Origin of the sequence: Pseudomonas sp. SWRI81 (genome assembly GCF_014268545.1) — a bacterium.
Classification (GTDB): Bacteria; Pseudomonadota; Gammaproteobacteria; order Pseudomonadales; family Pseudomonadaceae; genus Aquipseudomonas; species Aquipseudomonas hamedanensis.
Genome location: NZ_JABWQS010000039.1, coordinates 1 through 24877 on the forward strand (window position 1 = coordinate 1; position 24877 = coordinate 24877).

General features: G+C 59.7%; 21 protein-coding genes and 2 pseudogenes. 12 read left to right on the plus strand and 11 right to left on the minus strand.

What is annotated here, in order from left to right; translation table 11 throughout:
* Window positions 1–66: 66 nt before the first annotated feature.
* Window positions 67–537: a DUF1289 domain-containing protein gene (locus tag HU765_RS20670; RefSeq protein ID WP_186622626.1), complete on the minus strand. Its 471-nt coding sequence runs from the start codon at window positions 535–537 to the stop codon at window positions 67–69.
* 467 nt (window positions 538–1004) lie between these two features.
* Here HU765_RS20670 and acnB point away from each other — a divergent pair, with 467 nt between their 5' ends.
* Window positions 1005–3614 carry a bifunctional aconitate hydratase 2/2-methylisocitrate dehydratase gene (gene acnB, locus HU765_RS20675; protein WP_186622702.1) on the plus strand — a complete coding sequence of 870 codons (2610 nt, stop codon included), beginning with the start codon at window positions 1005–1007 and terminating at the stop codon, window positions 3612–3614.
* Window positions 3615–3866: 252 nt separating this feature from the next.
* On the opposite strand, the gene HU765_RS20680 is transcribed toward acnB, so the two are convergent.
* The 3 genes from HU765_RS20680 to HU765_RS20690 form a co-directional block, all read right to left on the minus strand.
* Complete coding sequence (locus HU765_RS20680; RefSeq protein ID WP_186546706.1) at window positions 3867–5147, minus strand: HAAAP family serine/threonine permease; 1281 nt, start codon at window positions 5145–5147, stop codon at window positions 3867–3869.
* Window positions 5148–5391: 244 nt separating this feature from the next.
* Window positions 5392–5574, minus strand: coding sequence for a hypothetical protein (locus tag HU765_RS20685; protein WP_186546687.1), 183 nt, complete (start codon window positions 5572–5574; stop codon window positions 5392–5394).
* Window positions 5575–5632: 58 nt separating this feature from the next.
* The gene (locus tag HU765_RS20690) at window positions 5633–5827 is read right to left on the minus strand and encodes a hypothetical protein (RefSeq protein WP_186622627.1); all 195 of its coding nucleotides are present in this window, start codon (window positions 5825–5827) and stop codon (window positions 5633–5635) included.
* Between the two features lie 248 nt (window positions 5828–6075).
* On the opposite strand from HU765_RS20690, the gene HU765_RS20695 reads away from it, so the two are divergent.
* The 5 genes from HU765_RS20695 to HU765_RS20715 all read left to right on the plus strand — a co-directional run bounded on the left by HU765_RS20695 (window position 6076) and on the right by HU765_RS20715 (window position 9654).
* Window positions 6076–6459: a tautomerase family protein gene (locus HU765_RS20695; RefSeq protein ID WP_186622628.1), complete on the plus strand. Its 384-nt coding sequence runs from the start codon at window positions 6076–6078 to the stop codon at window positions 6457–6459.
* A 216-nt stretch (window positions 6460–6675) separates the two neighbouring features.
* Window positions 6676–7200: a cysteine hydrolase family protein gene (locus HU765_RS20700; protein ID WP_186622629.1), complete on the plus strand. Its 525-nt coding sequence runs from the start codon at window positions 6676–6678 to the stop codon at window positions 7198–7200.
* Between the two features lie 371 nt (window positions 7201–7571).
* The gene (locus tag HU765_RS20705; protein WP_186622630.1) at window positions 7572–8072 is read left to right on the plus strand and encodes a DUF4822 domain-containing protein; all 501 of its coding nucleotides are present in this window, start codon (window positions 7572–7574) and stop codon (window positions 8070–8072) included.
* A 15-nt stretch (window positions 8073–8087) separates the two neighbouring features.
* Window positions 8088–8513, plus strand: coding sequence for a hypothetical protein (locus tag HU765_RS20710; protein ID WP_186622631.1), 426 nt, complete (start codon window positions 8088–8090; stop codon window positions 8511–8513).
* Between the two features lie 172 nt (window positions 8514–8685).
* A complete protein-coding gene (locus HU765_RS20715) occupies window positions 8686–9654 on the plus strand; it encodes a 2-hydroxyacid dehydrogenase (protein WP_186546689.1) in 969 nt (322 codons plus the stop codon).
* Here the strand turns inward: HU765_RS20715 and HU765_RS20720 are convergent.
* Window positions 9651–9845, minus strand: a pseudogene (locus HU765_RS20720) (type VI secretion system protein TssA); the annotation flags it as partial. The gene HU765_RS20715 and the pseudogene HU765_RS20720 overlap by 4 nt on opposite strands.
* 71 nt (window positions 9846–9916) lie before the next feature.
* On the opposite strand from HU765_RS20720, the pseudogene HU765_RS20725 reads away from it, so the two are divergent.
* Window positions 9917–10021 (plus strand): annotated as a pseudogene (locus HU765_RS20725) (toxin-antitoxin system YwqK family antitoxin); the annotation flags it as partial.
* Between the two features lie 116 nt (window positions 10022–10137).
* Here HU765_RS20725 and HU765_RS20730 read toward each other — a convergent pair.
* Complete coding sequence (locus tag HU765_RS20730) at window positions 10138–10533, minus strand: DUF4280 domain-containing protein (RefSeq protein WP_186622632.1); 396 nt, start codon at window positions 10531–10533, stop codon at window positions 10138–10140.
* Between the two features lie 190 nt (window positions 10534–10723).
* Between HU765_RS20730 and HU765_RS20735 the strand changes: the two genes are divergently transcribed.
* Both HU765_RS20735 and HU765_RS20740 read left to right on the plus strand, forming a co-directional pair.
* The gene (locus HU765_RS20735) at window positions 10724–11791 is read left to right on the plus strand and encodes a phosphotransferase family protein (RefSeq protein WP_186546691.1); all 1068 of its coding nucleotides are present in this window, start codon (window positions 10724–10726) and stop codon (window positions 11789–11791) included.
* A 37-nt stretch (window positions 11792–11828) separates the two neighbouring features.
* Entirely contained in the window at window positions 11829–12596 is a 768-nt protein-coding gene (locus HU765_RS20740; RefSeq protein ID WP_095120260.1) for an SDR family oxidoreductase, read from the plus strand.
* A 1565-nt stretch (window positions 12597–14161) separates the two neighbouring features.
* On the opposite strand, the gene HU765_RS20745 is transcribed toward HU765_RS20740, so the two are convergent.
* From HU765_RS20745 to HU765_RS20760, 4 genes are all read right to left on the minus strand, one after another.
* Complete coding sequence (locus HU765_RS20745) at window positions 14162–14419, minus strand: DUF1652 domain-containing protein (RefSeq protein ID WP_186622633.1); 258 nt, start codon at window positions 14417–14419, stop codon at window positions 14162–14164.
* Between the two features lie 138 nt (window positions 14420–14557).
* Window positions 14558–16054, minus strand: a complete 1497-nt coding sequence (locus tag HU765_RS20750) for a helix-turn-helix transcriptional regulator (RefSeq protein ID WP_186622635.1) — start codon at window positions 16052–16054, stop codon at window positions 14558–14560.
* Window positions 16055–16255: 201 nt separating this feature from the next.
* Window positions 16256–17539: a Zn-dependent hydrolase gene (locus tag HU765_RS20755; RefSeq protein ID WP_186622637.1), complete on the minus strand. Its 1284-nt coding sequence runs from the start codon at window positions 17537–17539 to the stop codon at window positions 16256–16258.
* A gap of 133 nt (window positions 17540–17672) precedes the next feature.
* Entirely contained in the window at window positions 17673–19157 is a 1485-nt protein-coding gene (locus HU765_RS20760; RefSeq protein ID WP_186622639.1) for an NCS1 family nucleobase:cation symporter-1, read from the minus strand.
* A 623-nt stretch (window positions 19158–19780) separates the two neighbouring features.
* Between HU765_RS20760 and hydA the strand changes: the two genes are divergently transcribed.
* From hydA to preA, 3 genes are all read left to right on the plus strand, one after another.
* Entirely contained in the window at window positions 19781–21220 is a 1440-nt protein-coding gene (gene hydA / locus HU765_RS20765) for a dihydropyrimidinase (RefSeq protein WP_186622641.1), read from the plus strand.
* Window positions 21221–21377: 157 nt separating this feature from the next.
* The gene (locus tag HU765_RS20770; protein WP_186622643.1) at window positions 21378–22745 is read left to right on the plus strand and encodes an FAD-dependent oxidoreductase; all 1368 of its coding nucleotides are present in this window, start codon (window positions 21378–21380) and stop codon (window positions 22743–22745) included.
* Window positions 22746–24020, plus strand: a complete 1275-nt coding sequence (preA, locus tag HU765_RS20775) for an NAD-dependent dihydropyrimidine dehydrogenase subunit PreA (protein WP_186622651.1) — start codon at window positions 22746–22748, stop codon at window positions 24018–24020.
* Between the two features lie 115 nt (window positions 24021–24135).
* Here preA and HU765_RS20780 read toward each other — a convergent pair whose 3' ends face one another.
* On the minus strand, window positions 24136–24756 hold the full coding sequence (locus HU765_RS20780) for a TetR/AcrR family transcriptional regulator (protein ID WP_186622652.1): 621 nt from the start codon (window positions 24754–24756) through the stop codon (window positions 24136–24138).
* Between the last annotated feature and the right edge of the window lie 121 nt (window positions 24757–24877).

Here is a 24877-nt window from a genome sequence, read left to right on the forward strand (position 1 = left end):
GGCTCGCTCCCACATCTGGAATGCATTTCCCTGTGGGAGCGAGCCTGCTCGCGAAGCTTTTGAAGTTCAGGCGCCGAAGGCGTCTTTGAGGAACCCGGGTGCGATATAGCGCTGATAATGCGCTTCCGACAGCAGGAAAAATTCCCGATCAATGGCATCGCGCAACTCTGGCAGATTCCACTCGCGAAACTCCGGCAGCAGCACCATTCCGTAAGCTTCCAGATTAATGATCACCCGTGCGCCCCGGGCAATCAGTTGATACGCCCAGCAATATTCCGACTGATGCGGCACAAAGCGGATCTTGCGCTGTTCCAGTTGCTCGCGCAGGCGCGCCGGGTCGAAGATCTCGACCTTGCTGGCCATCACCTGTGACAGCAATTGCTCCAGACGCAGCCAGACCGCGCGCTTTTCCTCCTCGTTGTAACCGTTCCAATGGATCACTTCGTGGTGGAATCGCTTGCAGCCACGGCACACCAGATCTCCATAAACCGTGGAGCAGAGGCCGACGCAAGGGGTCTTGATGGTCTGATTGGGCATAAGTAGACAAAACACTGAAACGCGGAACAGGCCGGCATGTTAGCCCTTTGTCGGGCATTGATCACCCCTCAAACACCAAGGTCTCAGGCGCGCCGTGGCTTTGCCGCCCCGGCGCGCATTGCCACGAAAGTCCAATAGAGCGCGACTTACCTTTAAATTTTTTTTGCCGTAGAATCAGCCAGCCTTTTAAGGCGCCAATGTCCGTTAGAAGCTGTTTTCAAAGCGTCACGAGCACAGTCGTTCCTTCAGAGCGGTGTTGGCGAAGGGTTTTTCCAGCGGGGAAAAGCCCAACGCCAACCCTCATCAGCTCCCCGTTCTGCAGGCGTAAAACTTTGAAAGCAGCTTCTGTAAGGAATGGTCGGTAATTCTGGCTAAGCGGCCCACAACGCCACGCAGCGCATGAGTACGAGCATTTCGCGACGAGCGTCCCGGACACCCATTTGGGACCACTGATGAGGGTAATAACTGTGCTTGAAGCCTACCGCAAACATATCGAAGAGCGTGCAGCCCTGGGTATCGTTCCCCAGCCGCTTAACGCCGAACAAACAGCAGGCCTGGTCGAGCTGCTGAAGAACCCTCCGGCTGGCGAAGAAGCTTTCCTCGTTGACCTGATCACCAATCGTGTACCACCAGGCGTTGACGAAGCCGCTTACGTCAAGGCCGGTTTCCTGTCTGCCCTGGCCAAGGGCGAAGTCTCCTCCCCTCTGCTGGACAAGAAGCGCGCTGTCGAACTGCTCGGCACCATGCAGGGCGGCTACAACATCGTTACCCTGGTCGAACTGCTGGACGACGCCGAGCTGGCGCCAGTCGCCGCCGAAGAACTCAAGCACACCCTGCTGATGTTCGATGCCTTCCACGACGTCGCGGAAAAAGCCAAGAACGGCAACGTTCACGCCAAGGCCGTGCTGCAATCCTGGGCTGACGGCGAGTGGTTCAAGAAGCGCCCGGTGCTGGCCGACAAGATCAGCCTGCGCGTGTTCAAGGTGACCGGCGAAACCAACACCGACGACCTGTCGCCTGCGCCAGACGCCTGGTCGCGTCCTGACATCCCGCTGCACGCCCTGGCCATGCTGAAAATGGCCCGTGACGGCATCGTTCCGGACGAGCAAGGCAAGACCGGCCCGATGAAGCAGATTGAAGAAATGCGCGGCCAGGGCTTCCCGATCGCCTACGTCGGTGACGTGGTTGGTACCGGTTCCTCGCGTAAATCGGCAACCAACTCGGTGCTGTGGTTCTTCGGCGACGACATTCCTTACGTGCCGAACAAGCGCGCCGGCGGTTTCTGCTTCGGCAGCAAAATTGCACCGATCTTCTACAACACCATGGAAGATGCCGGCGCCCTGCCGATCGAGTTCGACGTATCGAACATGAACATGGGCGACGTGATCGACCTGTACCCGCACGCTGGCAAAGTCTGCAAGCACGGTACCGACGAAGTCATCACCACCTTCGAAATGAAGACCCCTGTGCTGCTGGACGAAGTCCGTGCCGGCGGTCGTATTCCGCTGATCATCGGCCGTGGCCTGACCGAGAAGGCTCGCGCCGAACTGGGTCTGCCAGCGTTCGACCTGTTCAAGAAGCCTGATGCACCGATTGAAAGCACCAAGGGTTACACCCTGGCGCAGAAAATGGTCGGCAAGGCTTGCGGTCTGGCAGAAGGCAAAGGCATCCGCCCTGGCACCTACTGCGAACCGAAGATGACCACAGTGGGTTCTCAGGACACCACAGGTCCCATGACCCGTGACGAACTGAAAGACCTGGCGTGCCTGGGCTTCTCCGCTGATCTGGTGATGCAGTCGTTCTGCCACACCGCGGCCTATCCAAAGCCGATCGACGTGACCACCCACCACACCCTGCCTGACTTCATCATGACCCGCGGCGGCGTTTCCCTGCGTCCGGGCGACGGCATCATCCACTCGTGGCTGAACCGCATGCTGCTGCCAGACACCGTCGGTACCGGTGGTGACTCGCACACCCGTTTCCCGATGGGTATTTCGTTCCCGGCCGGTTCCGGCCTGGTTGCGTTTGCCGCGGCCACCGGCGTCATGCCGCTGGACATGCCGGAATCGATCCTGGTGCGCTTCAAAGGCAAGATGAAACCTGGCATCACCCTGCGTGACCTGGTGCATGCCATTCCGTACTTCGCCATCCAGAACGGTCTGCTGACCGTCGAGAAGAAAGGCAAGAAAAACGCCTTCTCCGGCCGCATCCTGGAAATCGAAGGCCTGGAAGGTCTGACCCTGGAGCAGGCGTTCGAACTGTCCGACGCCTCGGCCGAACGTTCGGCTGCCGGTTGCACCATCAAGCTGTCGAAGGAATCGATCACCGAGTACCTGAACTCCAACATCACCCTGCTGCGCTGGATGATCGGCGAAGGCTACGGCGATGCACGTACCCTGGAACGTCGTGCGCAAGCGATGGAAGCCTGGGTTGCCAACCCGGAACTGATGGAAGCCGATGCCGACGCCGAATACGCCGAAGTCATCGAAATCGATCTGGCCGACATCAACGAGCCTGTGCTCTGCGCACCGAACGATCCGGACGACGCCCGTCTGCTGTCCAGCGTTGCTGGCGAGAAGATCGACGAAGTGTTCATCGGTTCGTGCATGACCAACATCGGTCACTTCCGCGCTGCCGGCAAGCTGCTGGATCAGGTCAAGGGTCAGTTGCCAACTCGTCTGTGGCTGTCGCCGCCGACCAAGATGGACGCTCACCAGCTGACCGAAGAAGGCTACTACGGCATCTACGGCAAGGCTGGCGCACGCATGGAAATGCCAGGCTGCTCGCTGTGCATGGGCAACCAGGCACGCGTTGAGCCGAACAGCACCGTGGTCTCCACGTCGACCCGTAACTTCCCGAACCGTCTGGGCGACGGCGCGAACGTCTACCTGGCTTCGGCTGAGCTGGCGTCCGTTGCGTCGATCTTGGGTCGCCTGCCGACCGTCGAGGAGTACATGGAATACGCTGGCAAAATCGACAGCATGGCGGCCGATATCTACCGCTACCTGTCCTTCGACCAGATTGCCGAGTTCCGTGAGGCTGCTGCGAACGCCAACATCCCGGTCGTTCAAGCCTAACGCTGCAACGCAATAAAAAACGCCGCCCATCGTCAGATGAGCGGCGTTTTTTTTGCCTGTAACAATCCAGAACCACCGCAAATCCCCTGTAGGAGTGAGCCTGCTCGCGATAGCGCTTATTCAGACACGTATGTATACCTGACGCACCGCTATCGCGAGCAGGCTCACTCCTACAAGGGATCGTCGCCATGCGAACGTAAAAAAACCGCTGCACACAGGGCGTGCAGCGGCTGTCGTTCACTTGAAGCGACGTTACATCGTCAGCTTGTAAACCAGCGCCGAAATCGCCACCAGGCCCACCGCCGTGACAAACACGTTCGAGGCCTGGCCGCGATAACGGGCCATCGCTGGCACTTTACGGATGGCGTACATCGGCATCAGGAACAGGATCGCGGCAATCACCGGACCACCGATGGTTTCGATCATGCCCAGGATGCTCGGATTCAGCGTCGCCACGATCCAGCAGATCACCAGCATGAACGCCGCGACGATGCGATCCAGCGCCTTGGCACCCGGACGCTTGCCACTCTTGACGATCAGGCCTTTGAGGCCTTCGCTGGCACCGATGTAGTGACCGAGGAATGACTTGGAAATCGCCACGAACGCAATCAACGGCGCGGCGAAGGCGATGGTCGGGTTGCTGAAGTGGTTGGCCAGGTACGACAGGATCGACAGGTTCTGCGCTTTCGCCTCAGCCAGTTGTTCCGGCGACAGGGTCAGCACGCAGCTGAACACAAAGAACAGCACCATCAGCACCATCAACGCATGGGCGCGGGACAGGATCTGCGAGCTGCGCGCCTCGGCGTGCACGCCGTAACGGCGTTTCTGATCCACCGCAAACGCCGAAATGATCGGCGAATGGTTGAACGAGAACACCATCACCGGAATCGCCAGCCACAGGGTATGCAGCAGCGCCGACGGCGCCGGCACCTGCGATGCCGTGGCGAGGATACCGCCGTTCCAGTGCGGAATCAGGTACACCGCGAGAAACAGCAGCGCGACGATGAATGGGTAAACCATCAGGCTCATGGCTTTGACGATGGCCTGCTCACCGCAACGCACCACGGCCAGCAGCCCGAGAATCAGCACGAACGACAGCAGCACACGCGGCGGCGGCGTGATGTGCAGTTGGTGCTCAAGGAAACTGGCGACCGTGTTGGTCAGGCCGACGCTGTAGATCAGCAGAATCGGAAAGATCGCGAAGAAGTACAGCAGCGTGATCAACGCACCGGCCTTGATGCCGAAATGCTGCTCGACCACTTCGGTGATGTCGGCGCCCTCACGACCGGACAATACAAAACGGGTCAATCCACGGTGCGCATAGAACGTCATCGGGAACGCCAGCAGCGCGAGGATCACCAGCGGCCAGAAGCCACCCAGCCCTGCGTTGATCGGCAAAAACAGGGTACCGGCGCCAATGGCCGTCCCAAACAGTCCCAGCATCCAGGTGGTGTCCTGGCGATTCCAGCTCGAAAGTTCAGCGGGGGCTGCTGCGTCAAAGCGCTTTTCGAGGCTATTGGCCTGATCATTCATCCGGTCGGATCTCCGCATTCCGGTCACTTGCCACTCGGTCGGGACGCGTCGAAAAAAACCGACAGACATGCTCCGGCCGAAACAGGGGCGCGATTCTCCGTGATAAATCAAGCGAAGCAAAGACTTAGCTGAGGAATGGTTGTGCGGAGCAGATTGATGAGCAGTCGTTTTCAGGATATTAACTGTCGTTATCCGACATGATACGTGTCGTTTACTGGAACGAAGCGGACGCCGATGCGCAACATCAAAGGGTTCGGGCCAACACGAACGCGAGTCCGATACCGATGGCAGCCAACAACATACCAAGACCAAAAAGCATAAGCGCTTCACGCATCTCGGCTTTGTGGAAAGGTCTCATGGCCTCCCTGAAATCAAGCTCTTCTTCATACAGCCTTTCTATTCTGGCCCTGCGTTGTTCTGAATTCATAATCGTCTCGTTATTTGAAATAAGCGGAGGGTTGTGACGAGTTCCTTGTCCGGTGGTTTTACAATTTGAGGAATAGTCCAAACACAGACGCGAATGCAGTTAACACTGCGGCGCCTGCCACGAGCGGATAAAAGAACGTCTCGCGCTTCAGCTTTGCTTCCTCAGCCAAGAGCTTGCGCTTCTCCGCCCCGAGTTTTTGAGCTTCCGTCTGAAGCTTTTCAATTTCAGTACTTTCGCGATCATCAAAAAACATGTGCCTTCCCTGGCTTGTCATGGGCATCCGCGGCAAGCACATACTTGATCAGCGTCGCCTTCTTGCATCCATCATTTCGGTTTCAGCAAATGCTGGCTAGCAGACACATCTGCCATCCCCGTAGGCAAAATCCGCGAGTCTCGTAAGCTCCCTCATACACAGAAATCCAAACGATTCCAGACCAATCGCCCGCCAGAATCCCGTGTTTGATCTAGCTTGAGAGAAGCCACTCACCCCAGGAGTCTGCCATGCCACTGGTTCGCGTCGACATCCAGCAAAACCCCGACCCCACCTTCGCCAAACGTATCGGCGAACAGATCTACGCCGCCCTGCGCAGCTGTATCGATGTGCCGGAACACGATAACTTTCAGATCCTCGCCGAACACGACCGCCAGCACTTTGTCTACGATCCGCAATACCTCGGCATCCAGCGCAGCGAGGGCGTGGTGTTCATCCAGATCACCATCAGCGAAGGTCGCACGGTGGAGAAAAAGCAGTTGCTGTTCAAAACCATCGCCGAGAGTCTTCACGCACAATTGGCGGTGCGCCTGGAGGATGTGTTCATCAATCTTGTGGAGGTGAAAAAAGAGAACTGGTCATTCGGCAACGGCCTGGCGCAGTACGTCACCTGATCCGCCGGTTGACAGCCCGAGCGCGCCATGGGCATGCTCGGCCCATGAACCTTTGCGCGCTGTACCTCACCCGCACCACCACGACCACCACCGGCGGGTCGTGGTGTTTCTGTCTGAGGTAACCAGCGCAGCAGACCCACGGCCCCGCCAGCAATGGACGGGGCCTTTTTGTGTCTCCCGTCCGTGCGGCTTGTGCAGCACCCAAGGAGAACCACCATGTCCGCAGCACTGTTGATCATCGATATGCAGGTCGGTCTGTTCCACGGCCCCGAAAAGCCCCACGACGGCGAGCGGGTTCTGGCGAATATTCAGCGCCTGATTGCGCAGGCTCGGGAACGTCGAGTGCCGATTTTCGCCGTACGCCACACCGGACCTACAGGCTCAGCGATTGCCCCTGGCAGCCCATACTGGCAAGCGCTGCCCGCGCTTGAGCTGAACGCTGAAACTGACACGCTCCTCAACAAATTCCGCCCCAATGCTTTCCACGACACCGATCTCGCGCAGCAACTCAACGCCGCGCAGGTCGAAGAGCTTTATCTGGTCGGCATGAAAACCCAGTTCTGCATCGACAGCACCTGCCGCGCCGCCGCCGACCTGGGCTTCAAACCGCTGCTGGTCGCAGACGCCCACACCTGCATGGACACTGCCACGCTGCCGGCCAACGCGATCATCGCGCATCACAACGCGACCCTCGGTGGCGCATTCGCGCAATTGATCAATGGCGCCGAAGTCACGTTCTGAGCCGACACTCGCCAGAGTTGACGTAACTTCGCTAAATAAAGTTGCGTCAATCGGGCACTTGCATTCGATCCCTTCCGCCCTGCAACCCTGTTTAATCAACAACTATATACACGACATTACTGACAGAAGCTCAAGCCTATTTCCGCCGGATATTTCTGAATTATCCTACAACTCAATCCGACCAAAACAACCATGACAATGCATTACCAAAAGTAAATATCAGCCATTTGTTACAAGCGACTACTCGACCATTGAATACTCGCTCTCGACAGGACTATATTTCTTGCGGCCTCACAAGAACTACAAGAACAACAAGAACAACAAGAACTACATAGCCTGCTTAATTTCATTGCTGATCCAGAGGACACCGCATGCATAAGAAAACGATGACCTGCCTGTTACTTGCATCGCTGTTTTTGCCGCTGGCCAGCGTTGCGCAACAGACCCCTTCGACAGCGGACGCGCGCGACCTGGCTTCCTCTGCGCGATGGCTGACCACCCGGGTCTATATCGACGGCGCCCCTGAAACCGACGTGAAAGCAAAGTACCCCGGCGTTGTTGGAATATCGACGTGGGATCCGGAGCGCAATCGATATGAGTTCTTTTACACCGACACCGGAGAATCGAAGTACAACAACGGTGGCGGCGGTTATTTCTTCGTCACTGGCGATAGAAAACACCATGTTCTGGCGCCAGATATCGGGACAACCAAAACGATTGCCCGACGCCTGGAAACATTGAACAACAATGAGTTCACCTACTCCCGGGAAGTCCCCCGCGACATGATCGACGGCAATCCCCTTGTCCGCATTCATGTCGTTCATGCGCCTTATACCGGAACAGTCGAAACCAAATCTGCCATCAAACAATAATTCCAGAGGTCGGACATGCAAAAGATATTTAAAACCTTGCTGATATCGACGCTAATTGCGTCCTCGGTCTATTGCACCGGAGTCAGCGCCCAGGCCGCCAGCCCAACCGCAAAAAGTGTCGCCACCGCAGACAACGCCATGATGCTTACGGTGTTTCTCAAGCACGATCAGTCCCGCCCCTTGAGCGAACTCAAGGCCCAACTCACACAACAAGGCTTCTACAAAACCTTTCCCCCGGCCGGAGTAGAGGTGGTGAGCTGGAATATCATGATGGGCATCGGGCAAGTCGTGACCGTGCGTTTTCCCGCCTCCCGACTGGCTGAAGTGAATCTGGCTCTGGAAAATACCGCTTGGGGCAGTTACCGCACCGAGTTCTACCCGACTTACGATTTCAAGCCAATCGCGCTGGCAGAGCAGAACAAGGCCAAAGCGGCGCAATGAAGGCCATGGCACACCGGACAACCGGTGTGCTGCAAATCCTTGCTTCTTGCTCGATGCCGTCCAGAATCAGAGCATTGCGGCGCGGATGACAGCGATTGCCAAGCCGCTGCGGATTCAGCACGCTGAATGACTTTCGCGACCATCCCCCGCCGCCGATCACAGGAGCCGCGCAATGCCCGCAACCGTTCTGGTACTGGTTGAAACCATCAATGACTATCTGCCGATTCTCGAACGTCAAGGCTTTCACCTGATTCTCGCCCCTACGCCGGCCGAGCGTGCGCAAGCCATCGTCACCCACGGCAGCCGCATCGATGCGGTGCTGACCCGTGGCCCGCTGGGCCTGAACGCCGATGAAATCGCCGCCCTGCCCGCGCTGAAAATCATCACGGTGATCGGCGCCGGTTACGAGCAAGTCGACCTGCAAGCGGCCAGCGACCGCGGCATTACCGTCACCAACGGGGCCGGCGTCAACGCCTCCTCGGTAGCCGACCATGCAATGGCGATGCTGTTGGCGCTGGTGCGTGACATTGCGCGTTGCGACGCTGCCGTTCGCCGCGGTGAATGGCCGAAGATCATGCGTCCGTCGCTGGCCGGCAAACGCCTGGGCATTCTTGGATTGGGTGCGGTGGGCATGGCAATCGCCAAACGCGCGGCCCTGGGCTTTGACATGCAGATCTGCTATCACAGCCGCCAGATGCGCAGCGATGTGCCCTATGCCTTCTGCTCGACACCGACCGAACTGGCGCGGGCCGCGGACTTCCTGATCGTCGCCACCCCCGGCGGACTCGGCACCCAGCATCTGGTGACCCGCACGGTGCTTGACGCCCTCGGACCGAACGGTTTTATCGTCAACATTGCCCGGGCCAGCGTGATCGCCACGGCGGACCTGATCAGCGCGCTCGAGCAACGGCGGATCGCCGGCGCCGCGCTGGATGTGTTCGACCACGAGCCGCACGTGGCGGATGCGCTGAAAGCCCTGAGCAACGTGCTGCTGACGCCACACGTCGCCGGCCTGTCACCGGAAGCCACCCAGGGCACGGTGGAACTGGTGGGCAAAAATCTCATGGCGTTCTTTTCCGGCGAGCCGGTACTGACGCCCATCACGCTGCCGCCCAGGCTCAACGATCAGCGTGTGCACTAAAGTACACCGAGCAGGGTCCACAACCGCCGCGATTCGGCATCGGCGCTGATCAACTCACCCAATAACTCGCTCAACGGTTTATTGCCCCATTCGACCCCGCGCCGGATCAGGTACGGCACCGGGCTGTGGGGTTCGGTGCGGGCCAGGTACTCGGCGATCAGCAGCAACTGCCGATACGCCTCGTCACGGCTGGCCGGTCGCGCAAAGCCTGGGCCACCGCTGCCGGCGCTTCAGGCTGCGTCAGGGCGGACGGTGTTTCGAGGAATAGGGCTTTGCCGAAGATGGGCGGCCGTTGGGGGCGGACGGCAAGCCGATTTCGCGGGTGCGCTGGTGGTATCGGCGGTGGGCGGATCCACAGCAGGCCTGACAGCTCTCTGTTGGCAGAACCGGCCTCTTCGCGAGCAAGCCCGCTCCCACAGTTGATCGCATTCCCATGTGGGAGCGGGCTTGCCCGCGAAGGGGCCGGCACACTCAACTCGGATCTCAGGGAATCAGCATCTGCATCTGCCCCGGCATCACGATCTCGATCACCCCCGCCCAGTTGCACATCAATGTGCTGTTGGCATCGATCGCCGGCATCCCGCCGAGCAACAGCGTCGGCGCGCCCCCAGGGATCCACGGCGTCGCCGTCGCCGGAATGCACGGCATCGGCGTCAGCACGCCGAGCGCCGCCGCGGTGGCGGTCGCCACCATCGGATCGGCCATGCTCATGCACACGCCGAACGGCAAGATGTTGACCAGCGGGATGTGATCCATGATGTTCGCCGCTGGCATCCCGCCCGTCAGGGTGCGATTGACCGGCAACACGTTGAGCATCGACGGCGCAGCGCCGAAGCTGCATTGCAAGGTGGCGCTGGCACAGGCTTGCGGGCAGCCCATTTGCACTCTCCCTGTTGGACACGGCATACCTGCTAAACCTTAGTCGGCTGCGCCCCGTTGTGCACATTCCCACAGGTGATTATTCGGCAACACGCTAACCTATAAGACCTGCCCGCGCTTGTGAGCGACCGAGCGCGCCATTAGATTAGCCAATGATGTCTGGCCTCCAAAATAAGCAGAAGGGATAAGCATGGCGCTTACTGACCAGTCCACCCGTATCCGCTCCGGCGAAGAACTCGATGCCAGCCTGATCGATCCGTACCTCAAGGCGCACATTCCGGGCCTGACCGGCACACCTGCAATCAGCCAGTTTCCCGGTGGTGCGTCGAACCTGACCTACCTGTTGGAATACCCGCAGCAGGAGTTTGTCCTGCGCCGCCCGCCGTTCGGCCACAAAGCCAAATCGGCCCACGACATGGGCCGTGAATTCCGCATCCTCAATCAATTGCGTGACGGCTTTCCCTACTGCCCGAAAGCCTACGTGCATTGCACCGACGAAGCCGTGATTGGCGCCGAGTTCTACGTGATGGAACGCGTCAACGGCATTATCCTGCGCGCCGAACTGCCACCGGAACTGGGTCTCGATTCGGCAAAAACCGAAGCGCTGTGCAAAAGCTTCATCGACCGTTTCGTCGAACTGCACCGCGTTGACTACAACGCCTGCGGCCTCGGCGACCTCGGCAAGCCTGAAGGCTACGTCGCCCGCCAGATCAAAGGCTGGAGCGAACGCTACGAAAAAGCCCTGACCCCGGACGCCCCGCACTGGGAGAAAGTCAAAACCTGGCTCAACGACAAGATGCCGGCCGACCACCCGACCTCGAGCATCGTCCACAACGATTACCGCTTCGATAACGTCATCCTCGACCCGGACAACCCGATGCAAATCATCGGCGTACTCGACTGGGAACTGACCACCCTCGGCGACCCGCTGATGGACCTGGGCAACACCCTCGCCTACTGGATCCAGGCCGACGACCCGGCGCCGGTGCAACTGATGCGCCGCCAGCCGAGCCACGCACCGGGCATGCTGACCCGCCGTGAATTCGTCGATTACTACGCCGAGCGCTCGGGCATCCAGATCGACAATTTCGACTTCTACTACACCTACGGCCTGTTCCGTCTGGCCGGCATCGTGCAGCAGATCTACTACCGCTTCTACCATGGCCAGACCCAGGACAAACGCTTCGCGCAGTTCATTCACATGAACAAACTGCTCGAGCAGATGAGCTTGCAGGTCATTTCGAAATCGAGCCTCTGATCCAGGCCTCCAACAAGACTTTTCACAAGGGAACCCCATGTCCAAGACTCAGTTGTTCGACCTCGACGGCAAAATCGCGTTCGTCTCCGGCGCCAGCCGTGGCATCGGTGAAGCCATCGCCAAACTGCTGGCCCAGCAAGGCGCCCACGTGATCGTCTCGAGCCGCAAACTCGACGGCTGCCAGCACGTCGCCGACGCGATCATCGCCGCCGGCGGCAAAGCCACCGCCGTCGCCTGTCACATCGGTGAAATGGAGCAGATCAGCCAAGTGTTTGCCGGGATCAAGGAACAGTTCGGCCGCCTCGATATCCTGGTCAACAACGCCGCCACCAACCCACAGTTCTGCAACGTGCTCGACACCGATCTGGGTGCCTTTCAGAAAACCGTCGACGTGAACATTCGCGGTTACTTCTTCATGTCGGTGGAAGCCGGCAAGTTGATGCGCGAAAACGGTGGCGGCAGCATCATCAACGTCGCCTCGATCAACGGTATCTCGCCGGGGATTTTCCAGGGGATCTACTCGGTGACCAAAGCCGCGGTGATCAACATGACCAAAGTCTTTGCCAAGGAATGCGCGCAGTTCGGCATCCGCTGCAATGCCCTGCTGCCAGGCCTGACCGACACCAAATTCGCCTCGGCGCTGGTGAAGAACGACGCGATCCTGAAACAGGCACTGACGCAAATCCCGCTCAAGCGCGTCGCCGACCCGAGCGAAATGGCCGGAGCGGTGCTCTACCTGGCCAGCGACGCGTCGAGCTACACCACCGGTGTTGCGCTGAATGTGGACGGCGGATTCCTGTCCTGATTTTTCAAGACACGCTTAACTTCCGTGGGAGAGAGCTTGCTGGCGAACGGTGTGTCAGTCACCTGCATCCGGACTGACACAACGCCTTCGCGAGCAAGCCCGCTCCCACAGGATCGGTGCATGATTCCAGGCTTCCTGCACCCGAGTCATCGCCAACCTTATTGCGTGACGCAGCGGGTAGTCGTGATATGGCGTGTCACCTGCTCATCCACATACATATCCCCGGCCACCTCAGTATTTTCCAATACCTCACACCTGCGTTCCGGCGGTGGCGGCGGCGCTGCCGGCGGAGGGGGTGGCGGGCTGGCACAGCCAGCCATCAACACTGCAAAAAAAGCCAACGGCAACACGCGTTTCCCAAGATTATTCATAGGACGACCCGCGGAAAGTTAGAGACAAATTCCCGCAACCGAACCGGTCACGGGAGACCTGACACCCATTCTTTATAGCCGAGCCCCCGGCGAGCGCCAGTAAAGCCGGGTTTTCGGAGGAGACTGGCTGTCGAAATTGCGTTGCCGGACAGGACGCCTTCGCGAGCAGGCTCGCTCCCACAGTGGAATTGTGGTGGGTCAGGAGGATAGGGGTCGGCTGGCAGGCCGCCTTCGCTGGCAAGCCAGCTCCCACAGTTGGGATGGGGTGAATCTGATGGAAATGAGGCGGTTGGTTGGACGCCTTCGTGAGCAGGCTCGCTCCCACAGTGGGATTGTAGTGGGTCAGGAGGATATGGGTCGGCTGGCAGGCCGTCTTCGCTGGCAAGCCAGCTCCCACAGTTGGGATTGGGTGAAATCTGATGGAAATGAGGCGGCTGGTTGGCCGTCATCGCGAGCTGGCTCGCTCCCACAATGGGATTGTGGTGGGTCAGCAGGATCGGGGGCGGCTGGCAGGCCGCCTTCGCTGGCAAGCCAGCTCCCATAGTTGGGATTGGGTGAATCAGATGGAAATGAGGTGGCTGGTTGGCCCTCATCGCGAGCAGGCTCACTCCTACAATTGAATCGCGTGGAGTCTGATGGATATGGGTCGGCTGGCAGGCCGCCTTCGCTGGCAAGCCAGCTCCCACAGAAAAGCAAAAACAAAAGCAAAGCAAACCGCGCTGGCTTCTAACCACTCATCACAATGAGCGTTAGCTCAAGTACCGCGTTGGCTTCTAACCACTCATCACGATGAGCGTTAGCTCAAGTAAAGCTTTTGCTTCTCACCACTCAACACAATGAGCGTTAGCTCGAGTAAGGCTCTTGATCTTGATGCACGGCGCCCGTCGGCAGGCTGAGCGGAGGGATTGATCCGGGGGTGGGAGCGCAGCGACCGTACGACGCAGTCGTACACAGCGGAAGGAGGTGCAGCGAAGCAAACCGGAAACGCTGCGCCCGGATCGATCCCGCAGCGAAGGCACCCCGAGCCACAGCGAGGGGCCGCACGTCAGGGCAAAAGGCCTTTGGTTACTTTGGGCCCCCAAAGTCACCCGCCGTCAGGGCGGAACCGTAAGCAGCCGTTACCGCAGCAACGGATATGCCCCCCCAAACCCCCAGAGCATGGTCGGCCCAAAGGCCGCCAAGACCAACCGCCCCCTAAGCCAACCCCGAATCCCGCGCCGAGCGCAAAGAATTGCTCTCAAGCTCATACCGCAACTCATCCACCAACGCCTCAACCGACTCAGGCGTACGCAGCGAACCCAGATCAAGACCACTGATCACCAGATCCACCTCCCCCGACTCGGGGTGATACAACTTGACCGTCAGCGAATGATCACCATCCACCGAACAATCACAAGCCAGCGGCGCAAAACTCTGCTCAAGCCGCACGCGCAACTGCGCAAGATTCAACATGGACGTGATTCCTATAGCCGTTTCGAAGGGGCACGATCGCAAGCCCGACATGGCTCGCACCGCACCCCACCAGCCTAAGAACCCACAGCCCTCGCCAAAACATGAATTTGCACCCTTGCACCTAGTGCATTTGCACCCCTAGCGCTGCCCTTTGGTGCCCCACTCTCCGGAAAACAAGCCACGCTCACGAGCCCAGACAATCGCCTCGCTGCGGCTGTGCAGGTCGAGTTTGGAATACACCGTCGCCACATGATTGCGCACGGTATTGGGCGCCAGCTTCAGTCGGGCGGCGATCTCCTTGTCGGCCAGACCTTCGCAGATCAACCCCAGCACATCGCGCTCGCGCGCCGTCAGATCGGTAAACGAGGCGCTGGGCAACTGTGGCGAATTGAACTTCTTCACGTTCGCGAGCTTTTCGATCAGGGTCCGGCTGAACCACGAGGCATCCTTCATCACCTCTTCAATCGCGGCCACCAGCTCCAGCTCCGTACGCTTGCGTTCAGTCATGTCCATCAACACCAGCAAATAGCAGGACGTGTCGTGAATATTCACGGTGTCGGCCGATAATGCGCAGTCCAGCAGATCCTCATTCTTCTTGCGCACCCGTACGTCTACGCGGTCCACCCGACCGTTTTTCGCCAGCGCCGCAAGCAACCCCACACGCACACCGTCGTCGTCAATGAAGTTCAACTGCGTCACGGTTTTGCCCAGCACCTCCTCGCTGTCATAAGCGAGGGTTTCGAGGAAGGCCTGATTGACGTCGATGACGTGCTGATCCTCGGCGCTGCAGATCAGAATCGGCACAGGACTGAGACGAAAAGCCTTGGCGAACCGCTCCTCGCTCTGGCGCAGGGCCACTTCGACTTTGCGCCGTGGCTCCATGTCGACGAAAGACAACAACATGCAGTTCTCGTCGTTGAGCAGCAGCGGCTGCCCGGCAACGATCACCTGTTTGCTGCCGCCATCGGGCAGGCGCAGTTCGGCCTGCATTTGCGGAATGGTCGCAACGTCGCGCAGACGCTGAATGGCAAGGTCGCGTCGCTCGGCCTGTTCGAAAATATCGATTTCATAGGCCGACGTGCCGATCACCTGCTCGCGGGTGTAGCCGGTCATCTCCAGGAAACCCGGATTGACCTTGATATAGCGCAAGTCGCTGAGCCGACAGATCACCGCCGGTGCCGGGTTGGCATTGAAAGTTTTTTCGAAGCGCTGCTCGGCGTTGGCCCAATCGGTGACGTCGCTCATGATCAGCACCAGTGACTCGGGCTGGCCTTCACGGTCAGTCAGCACCATGCTGCGCACACTGTGCACCCAGAGGCGCTCCGGATCGTCCACGGGTGAGACTTCGATGAGCAGGTCATTGAACACCTCACAGCGCGCGACACGGCTGATCGGGTAGTGCTCCGGCGACAAGGTGTGATTATTGCGATAGCGCAGGCTGAAGCGCTTGGCGTACTCGTCGGCGTGGGCGCCCAGATCGCCGATAGTGCTGACGCCGTGCATGGCCAGCGCCGCCTCGTTGGCCCAGAGAATGCTCTGGTCGAGCTCCAGCAAAATGACGCCATCGGACAGGCCGGCAATGATTTGCTGCAACTGACGACGATTGGTTTCGGTGGTCAGGACTTCCTGGCTCATTGGATCTCCACAACGTAATGCGGCTAGGTGAAGAGTACGACCGCAGCGGTTCGGGATCGTGCCACAGCCTCAAAATCGCCAAAAATCCACTGTGGGAGCGAGCCTGCTCGCGAAAGCGTGGTGTCATTCAGAGCATTCATTGACTGACTCAGCGCATTCGCGAGCAGGCTCGCTCCCACAGGTTTGCTGGGTGCGTTTACCTTAGGCGGCACGCTCGCTGGCCGCCACCATCGCCGAAGCCGCCAACATTGCCCTTAGTAACACCGCGCACCCTGCCGCGAGATCATCCGGTGCTGCGTTCTCGATTTCGTTGTGGCTGATCCCGCCTTCACACGGCACAAAAATCATGCCCGCCGGGCCGAGTTCGGCGAGGAAGATCGCGTCGTGGCCGGCGCCGCTGACGATGTCCATGTGCGACAGACCTAGCCCTTTCGCTGCGCCACGCACCGCCTCCACGCAGCCCTTTTCAAAGTACAGCGGCGGGAAGTCGGCGGTCGGGGTCAATTCGTAGGTGAGGCCGTGCTGTTGGCAAGTGGCGTCGATCACCTGCTGCACTTCGGCGATCATCGAATCCAGGCGCGCCGGTTCCAGATGCCGGAAATCCAGGGTCATGCGCACCTCGCCAGGGATGACGTTGCGTGAGCCGGGGTAGGCTTGCAGGCAGCCGACCGTGCCGCAGGCGTGGGGCTGGTGGCCTAGGGCAGCGCGGTTGACGGCGCCGACGATCACGGCGGCACCGACCAGGGCGTCCTTGCGCAAGTGCATCGGCGTTGGGCCGGCGTGTGCTTCGACGCCGCGCAGCTTGAGGTCGAACCACTTCTGCCCTAGCGCGCCGAGTACCACACCAATAGTTTTCTGCTCATCTTCGAGGATCGGGCCTTGTTCGATGTGCGCTTCGAAATAGGCGCCAACCTTGTGTCCGCTGACCTTGCGCGGGCCGGCGTAGCCAATGGCGTTGAGCGCTTGGCCGACCGTGACGCCGTCGGCATCGACCTTGGCCAGGGTCTCTTCGAGGGTGAATTTCTCCGCGAAGACGCCGGAGCCCATCATGCACGGAGCGAAGCGCGAGCCCTCTTCGTTGGTCCAGACCACCACTTCCAGCGGCGCTTCGGTTTGCACGCCGAGGTCATTGAGGGTACGCAGCACTTCGACACCCGCCAGGACACCGAAGCAACCGTCGAACTTGCCGCCGGTGGGCTGGGTGTCGATGTGGCTGCCGGTCATCACTGGCGGCAGATCCGGATTGCGCCCCGGGCGCCGGGCGAAGATGTTGCCGACCGCATCGACCGTGACGCTGCAACCGGCGTCCGTGCACCATTGCACGAACAGGTCGCGGGCCTGCCGGTCGAGGTCGGTCAGGGCCAGGCGACAGACACCGCCCTTGACCGTCGCGCCGAGTTTGGCCAGTTCCATGAGCGAGGCCCACAGGCGATTGCGGTTGATGTGCTGATGGCTCGATTTCAGAACGTCTACGGCTGCGTTCATGGGGATCTCCTCAGGCTGATTTCTATGGTCGTTTCTTTGGTGTCAGGTAAACCGCTATCGCGAGCAGGCTCACTCCTACAGGGGAACGCATTTCAAACTGTAGGAGTGAGCCTGCTCGCGATGACGGCAGTCGCTACACCGCTGTTTTCACGGCAGACGGCTGCGGCCGCATCACGCACAACCCGTAATAAATAACCCCGCCCAGTGCCGAGCCGGTAAACCAGCCATAGCTGTAGAACCAGCTGAACGCGTCACTGCCCAGCGACAGCAAGGTCAGCACCACCGGCACGCCAAACGCGACAAAACCGGCCAGGTTCCACGCCGGATAGACGTCGTCACGGTACAAACCGGCGAGGTCCAGTTGCTGTTTCTTGATCAGGAAATAGTCCACCACCATAATTCCGGCAATCGGTCCGAGCAGGCTCGAATAGCCCAGCAGCCAGTTGGAATAGACACTCTCCAGGCTGACCTCGGAAACGATCCAGCCGAGCTTTTTCATCAGTTCGTGGGCCATCAGCGCCAGCCCCACCAGCCCGGTCAACAACACCGCTTTGGTGCGATTGATGACCTTCGGCGCGAGGTTCTGAAAGTCGTTGGTGGGCGAGACGATATTCGCCGCAGTGTTAGTCGACAGCGTGGCAATGATGATCAGCGCCATCGCCAGCGCGACCCATACCGGACTCTGAATATGGCCGATCAGCGTGACCGGATCAGACACCGTGACGCCAACGAGTTTCACCGACGCGGCGGTCATCACCACGCCCAGCGCGGCGAACAAAAACATGGTCAGCGGCAAGCCGATGATCTGCCCCAGAATCTGGTCCTTCTGGCTCTTGGCATAACGGCTGAAGTCGGGAATGTTCAGCGACAATGTCGCCCAGAAACCGACCATCGCCGTCAGCCCGGCGGCGAAGTAACTGACCACACTGACGCCTTCGGGCCGTTTCGGCGGGATCGCCAGCAACTCCGTCATCGACACATTGGGCATCGCCCACACCAGCAGGCCGATACCTACCGCGACCAGCAGCGGCGCGGACAGGGTTTCGAGCCACTTGATCGATTCGGCGCCACGAATCACCACCCACAGGTTCAGCGCCCAGAACACCATGAAACCGATGACCTCGCCCGTGCCGCCAAGGGATTTCCAGCCCTCGAACACCGACCCGAGGAACAGGTGAATCGCCAGCCCGCCGAACATCGTTTGAATGCCGAACCAGCCGCACGCCACCAGCGCGCGAATCAGGCACGGCACGTTGGAGCCGAGGATGCCAAACGACGAGCGCAGCAGCACCGGGAACGGTATGCCGTACTTGGTGCCGGGGAAGGCGTTCAGCGTGAGTGGGATCAACACGATGATGTTGGCAAACAGAATCGCCAGCAGCGCCTCACCCACGGTCAGGCCAAAGTAGGCGGTGAGCACACCGCCGAGGGTGTACGTCGGCACGCAGATCGCCATGCCGACCCACAACGCGGTGATGTGCCATTTGTTCCAGGTGCGTTCGCGCACCTGAGTCGGTGCCATGTCGTGGTTGTAACGGGGACTGTCGAGGACGTCGCTGCCGGCTTCGAGTTCGTACAAGCCGTCGCGCTCGGTCACTTGCGATCTGATCTGTTGCATGGCCGCTCCACTGTTCTTCTGATTATTTTTTGCTCATCAGGCGGCTGGCACACGCAGGTACAAGCCGGACGATGGCCGGAGGAACTGACAACTTTCTGCACCGACCATCGTGCAGCGGCGGCATCAATAAACGTGCCGGGTGTCCCGCTTGCGCCTCGGACGGTGTCGCCAATGCGGTGCAACTTTCTGATATTCATCAGTTTTAATTGTTGATGGGAGGAGTCCTCGAAAACCGCGCGGCGCGTTCAGGCTAAACGACCGACAAGTTGTCCGAACTGTCAGGACTCAAACTGGTGCACTGCACTTTTTTTTCATCACGGGCGAGCAATCGCAGCTCAACTTCAAGCGGCTGATTTCACATAGGAAATCTTGCTCATATTTCCATCCTGTCAAGTGCGTCAAAATGGTGAGCCGCCTCACCATTTTGGTGAATTAACGATTTAATCGTTACTTTTCAATCATTTAATTCAGACATAAGCTTATAAAAAATAATCTTGATCTATTACAAATCTGCGACTAGTTTCTATTCCTGACAGCACTGACAGGAATACAACCCGCTGTGTTGTCTATCAATAAAACATCTAGAGCCGGCACAAGTCGGTCATGCCTGCGAGGAACTCGGAATGTCTCTGTTGATCCGTGGCGCCACCGTTGTTACCCATGATGAAAGTTATCGCGCCGACGTCTATTGCGCTGACGGCGTGATCAAAGCCATCGGTGAAAACCTCGATATTCCCGCCGGCGCCGAAGTGCTCGATGGCAGCGGCCAATACCTGATGCCCGGCGGCATCGATCCGCACACGCACATGCAATTGCCCTTCATGGGCACGGTTGCCAGCGAAGATTTCTACAGTGGCACGGCGGCCGGTCTGGCCGGCGGCACGACCTCGATCATCGACTTCGTGATTCCCAATCCGCAGCAATCTTTGATGGAAGCGTTTCATCAATGGCGCGGCTGGGCGGAAAAGTCCGCGTCGGATTACGGTTTTCACGTGGCGATCACCTGGTGGAGCGAACAGGTGCGCGAGGAAATGGCTGAGTTGGTCAACCAGCACGGCGTCAACAGCTTCAAGCATTTCATGGCCTATAAAAACGCGATCATGGCCGCCGACGACACCCTGGTGGCGAGTTTCGAGCGCTGCCTGGAACTCGGCGCAGTGCCGACTGTGCACGCCGAAAACGGCGAGTTGGTCTACCACCTGCAACGCAAGCTGATGGCGCAGGGCATCACCGGCCCAGAGGCGCATCCGCTGTCGCGTCCGTCGCAAGTCGAAGGCGAAGCGGCGAGTCGCGCCATTCGCATCGCCGAGACCCTTGGCACGCCGTTGTATCTGGTCCATGTCTCGACCAAAGAAGCCCTCGATGAAATCACCTACGCGCGCAGCAAGGGCCAGCCGGTTTACGGCGAAGTATTGGCCGGACACCTGCTGCTCGATGACAGCGTCTACCAACACCCGGACTGGCAGACCGCCGCCGGTTACGTGATGAGTCCGCCGTTTCGCCCGCGCGGTCATCAAGAAGCGCTTTGGCACGGGCTGCAAAACGGCAATCTGCACACCACCGCCACTGATCACTGCTGCTTCTGCGCGGAACAGAAAGCCGCCGGCCGCGACGATTTCAGCAAAATCCCCAACGGCACCGCCGGTATCGAAGACCGCATGGCGGTGCTCTGGGACGAAGGGGTGAACACCGGGCGATTGTCGATGCAGGACTTCGTCGCCCTGACCTCGACCAACACCGCGAAGATTTTCAATCTGTACCCGCGCAAAGGCGCCGTCCGCGTCGGTGCCGATGCCGACCTGGTGCTGTGGGACCCGCACGGCACGCGGACCATTTCCGCCAAGACCCACCATCAGCAGGTGGACTTCAACATTTTCGAAGGCAAGACCGTGCGCGGCGTGCCGAGCCATACCGTCAGCCAGGGCCGGGTGGTCTGGGCCGATGGCGATCTGCGCGCCGAGCGCGGCGCGGGCCGCTACATCGAACGGCCGGCGTATCCGGCGGTGTTTGATTTGCTCAGCAAGCGAGCTGAGTTGCAGCGCCCGACCGCCGTCAAGCGCTGAAGCGAGGCCTTCGGCCTCATCGCGAGCAGGCTCACTCCTACAGGGGGAACGCATTTCAAATGTAGGAGTGAGCCTGCTCGCGATGAGGCCCGCCCAGACGACACAAAACCACTGCCCACCAGAGGCAGCACCTCAATTAGCCATGAGGCCATAAACCGTGATCGAGACCCTGAACCACCTCCCCCACCCGCACGAAAGCGCGGCCGCCCTCGCCGGCCATTTCACTGATCTGGCGCCGCCGCTCAATGCCCGGCAGGCGCATCTGGAAGCGTCGCGCTGCCTGTATTGCTACGACGCGCCTTGCGTCAACGCATGCCCGAGCGAGATCGATATCCCTTCGTTCATCCGCAACATCCATCAAGACAACGTAGCGGGCGCCGCGCAGAAAATCCTTTCGGCGAACATCCTCGGCGGCAGTTGCGCGCGGGTCTGTCCGACGGAAATCCTCTGCCAGCAAGCCTGCGTGCGCAACAACGCCCAGGAATGCGCACCGGTGCTGATTGGCCTGCTGCAACGCTACGCCGTCGATAACGCCCACTTCACCGAACACCCGTTTCAGCGCGCCGCCGCCACCGGCAAACGTATCGCCGTGGTCGGTGCCGGACCTGCCGGTTTGTCCTGCGCACACCGCAGTGCCATGCACGGTCATGAGGTGGTGATTTTCGAAGCCCGGGACAAGGCTGGCGGCCTCAACGAATACGGGATCGCCAAGTACAAACTGGTCGATGATTACGCGCAGAAGGAACTGGATTTTCTCCTGCAGATCGGCGGCATCGAGATCCGTCATGGGCACAAACTCGGTGAGAACCTGACCCTCAGCGAACTGCATCAGCAGTTCGACGCCGTGTTCCTCGGCCTGGGTCTGAATGCCAGCAAACAACTCGGGTTGGCCCACGAAGATGCGCCCGGCCTGCTCGCCGCCACCGACTACATTCGCGAGTTGCGCCAGGCCGACGACCTCACGCAACTACCATTGGCCGATCGTTGCATCGTTCTCGGCGCCGGTAACACGGCCATCGACATGGCCGTGCAGATGGCCCGCCTCGGAGCGCGCGAAGTGAATCTGGTCTATCGCCGTGGCGCGGCGGACATGGGGGCGACTGTTCATGAGCAAGACATCGCCAAAGCCAATCAGGTGCGCCTGCTGACCTGGGCACAACCGGAGCACGTGCTGCTCGACGAGTTGGGCCGCGTGCGCGGCATGCGTTTCGTCCGTACCGCCCTGGTCGACGGTCGTCTGCAAAGCATCGCAGAGACCTTCGAACTGGCGGCCGACGCGATCTTCAAAGCCATCGGCCAGAGCTTCGACGGTGCGGCCCTCAGCGATCCACTGGCGCGCGAACTCAAGCGCCAGGGCGAACGGATTCAGGTCGATGAAAACCTGCGCACCAGCATCCCCGGGGTATACGCCGGCGGTGACTGCACCAGCCTCGATCAGGACCTCACCGTGCAAGCGGTGCAGCATGGCAAACGCGCCGCCGAGGCGATCAATGTGCAACTGATGCTCAACGTGGAGGCTGCGTAAATGGCCGATCTCTCGATAGTCTTCGCTGGCATCAAGGCGCCGAACCCGTTCTGGCTGGCCTCCGCGCCACCCACCGACAAGGCCTACAACGTCGTCCGCGCCTTCGAAGCAGGCTGGGGCGGCGTGGTCTGGAAAACCCTTGGTGAAGACCCCGCGGCGGTCAATGTTTCATCACGTTATTCGGCGCACTACGGCGCCAACCGCGAAGTGCTGGGCATCAACAACATCGAACTGATCACCGACCGTTCGCTGGAGATCAACCTGCGCGAAATCACCCAAGTGAAGAAGGACTGGCCGGACCGCGCGCTGATCGTTTCGCTGATGGTGCCGTGTGTCGAGGAGTCGTGGAAACACATTTTGCCGCTGGTCGAGGCCACCGGCGCCGACGGCATAGAACTGAACTTCGGCTGCCCCCACGGCATGCCCGAACGCGGTATGGGCGCGGCGGTCGGTCAGGTGCCGGAATACGTCGAGCAGGTGACGCGCTGGTGCAAGACGTATTGCTCGCTGCCGGTGATCGTCAAACTGACGCCGAACATCACCGACATTCGTGTCGCCGCGCGTGCCGCCCATCGTGGCGGTGCGGATGCGGTGTCGCTGATCAACACGATCAACTCGATCACCAGTGTCGACCTGGAACACATGGTCGCCCTGCCCACCGTCGGCAGCAAAAGCACCCACGGCGGTTATTGCGGTTCGGCGGTCAAGCCGATTGCGCTGAACATGGTTGCGGAAATCGCCCGTGATCCGCAGACCCAGGGCCTGCCAATCTGCGGCATCGGCGGTATCGGCAGTTGGCGCGACGCAGCCGAGTTCATGGCACTGGGCAGCGGCGCGGTGCAAGTGTGCACGGCGGCGATGCTGCATGGCTTCCGCATTGTCGAGGAGATGAAGGACGGCTTGTCGCGGTGGATGGACAGCCAGGGTTACGCCAACATCGCCGAGTTTTCCGGGCGTGCCGTGGGCAACACCACGGACTGGAAATACCTCGATATCAACTATCAGGTCATCGCAAAGATTGATCAGGACGCGTGTATTGGTTGCGGGCGCTGCCACATTGCTTGTGAAGACACCTCACACCAGGCGATCGGCAGTCTTAGACAGGCCGACGGCACCCATAAATACGAAGTGATCGATGACGAGTGTGTGGGCTGCAATTTGTGCCAGATCACCTGCCCGGTGGCGGACTGCATTGAAATGGTCGCGGTGGAGACGGGCAAGCCGTTTCTGGACTGGAACCATGATCCGAGGAATCCTTACCATGTTTCTGCTTGAGGGAAGCGGTGCCTGAACCGAAGCCATCGCGAGCAGGCTCACTCCTACATTTGGAATGCGTTCCCCTGTAGGAGTGAGCCTGCTCGCGATGAGGCCCGCCGGCACAGCACAACTCTCAAGGCTCCAGGCCGATCCCGCGCAAAATCACACTAGTCACCGTCTGCACCGCCCGCTCGAACTGCATATCCGACAACGGCTGATGTTCGTTGAGGATATTCACCTGATGATCGAAGTCGGCATAGTGCTGCGTTGACGCCCAGATCATGTACAGCAGACTCGACGGTTCAACCGGCAGGATCCGCTGGTCCTCGACCCACTGGCGGATCTTCGCTTCCTTCATTTTCGCCCAGTCGTACAGGCTGACATCCAGTGCCTCGCCCAGCGTCGGTGCGCCGTGGATGATTTCGTTGGCCCAGACTTTCGAGCCGTACGGCCGGCTGCGCGAATGGTTCATCTTGGCGCGGATGTAGCTGCTCAACACCACGCGCGGATCGTCAAACATTTCGAAGCACAGCGCGTCCTGCTTCCACACTTCCAGCAGGTCGAACAGCACCGCACTGTACAGCTCGCTCTTGGTGCTGAAGTAGTAATGCAGGTTGGAGCGCGGCAGTTGCGCCTGGGCCGCGATGTCGGCCATGGCCGTACCGCCGAAGCCTTTTTCGGCGAAGACTTTTTCCGCCGCCAGAAGGATTTTCTCGACGTTGCTGCGGCGAATTTCGATTTTGTGATTGCCCATGTGGGCTCCCTGACGGCGGCGTTGCTGAAGACTAGCGGATAATGACCTGTAGGAGTGAGCCTGCTCGCGATAGCGATCTTTCAGGCATTTGATCATCGACTGACAGACCGCTATCGCGAGC

Excerpts from the sequence above, each read along its gene's own strand:
- HU765_RS20670 (WP_186622626.1), bottom strand. The coding sequence starts at position 537 with ATGCCCAATCAGACCATCAAGACCCCTTGCGTCGGCCTCTGCTCCACG.
- HU765_RS20680 (WP_186546706.1), bottom strand. The coding sequence starts at position 5,147 with ATGAATGATCAGGCCAATAGCCTCGAAAAGCGCTTTGACGCAGCAGCC.
- HU765_RS20685 (WP_186546687.1), bottom strand. The coding sequence starts at position 5,574 with ATGAATTCAGAACAACGCAGGGCCAGAATAGAAAGGCTGTATGAAGAA.
- HU765_RS20690 (WP_186622627.1), bottom strand. The coding sequence starts at position 5,827 with ATGTTTTTTGATGATCGCGAAAGTACTGAAATTGAAAAGCTTCAGACG.
- HU765_RS20695 (WP_186622628.1), top strand. The coding sequence starts at position 6,076 with ATGCCACTGGTTCGCGTCGACATCCAGCAAAACCCCGACCCCACCTTC.
- HU765_RS20700 (WP_186622629.1), top strand. The coding sequence starts at position 6,676 with ATGTCCGCAGCACTGTTGATCATCGATATGCAGGTCGGTCTGTTCCAC.
- HU765_RS20705 (WP_186622630.1), top strand. The coding sequence starts at position 7,572 with ATGCATAAGAAAACGATGACCTGCCTGTTACTTGCATCGCTGTTTTTG.
- HU765_RS20710 (WP_186622631.1), top strand. The coding sequence starts at position 8,088 with ATGCAAAAGATATTTAAAACCTTGCTGATATCGACGCTAATTGCGTCC.
- HU765_RS20715 (WP_186546689.1), top strand. The coding sequence starts at position 8,686 with ATGCCCGCAACCGTTCTGGTACTGGTTGAAACCATCAATGACTATCTG.
- HU765_RS20730 (WP_186622632.1), bottom strand. The coding sequence starts at position 10,533 with ATGGGCTGCCCGCAAGCCTGTGCCAGCGCCACCTTGCAATGCAGCTTC.
- HU765_RS20735 (WP_186546691.1), top strand. The coding sequence starts at position 10,724 with ATGGCGCTTACTGACCAGTCCACCCGTATCCGCTCCGGCGAAGAACTC.
- HU765_RS20740 (WP_095120260.1), top strand. The coding sequence starts at position 11,829 with ATGTCCAAGACTCAGTTGTTCGACCTCGACGGCAAAATCGCGTTCGTC.
- HU765_RS20745 (WP_186622633.1), bottom strand. The coding sequence starts at position 14,419 with ATGTTGAATCTTGCGCAGTTGCGCGTGCGGCTTGAGCAGAGTTTTGCG.
- HU765_RS20750 (WP_186622635.1), bottom strand. The coding sequence starts at position 16,054 with ATGAGCCAGGAAGTCCTGACCACCGAAACCAATCGTCGTCAGTTGCAG.
- HU765_RS20755 (WP_186622637.1), bottom strand. The coding sequence starts at position 17,539 with ATGAACGCAGCCGTAGACGTTCTGAAATCGAGCCATCAGCACATCAAC.
- HU765_RS20760 (WP_186622639.1), bottom strand. The coding sequence starts at position 19,157 with ATGCAACAGATCAGATCGCAAGTGACCGAGCGCGACGGCTTGTACGAA.
- hydA (WP_186622641.1), top strand. The coding sequence starts at position 19,781 with ATGTCTCTGTTGATCCGTGGCGCCACCGTTGTTACCCATGATGAAAGT.
- preA (WP_186622651.1), top strand. The coding sequence starts at position 22,746 with ATGGCCGATCTCTCGATAGTCTTCGCTGGCATCAAGGCGCCGAACCCG.
- HU765_RS20780 (WP_186622652.1), bottom strand. The coding sequence starts at position 24,756 with ATGGGCAATCACAAAATCGAAATTCGCCGCAGCAACGTCGAGAAAATC.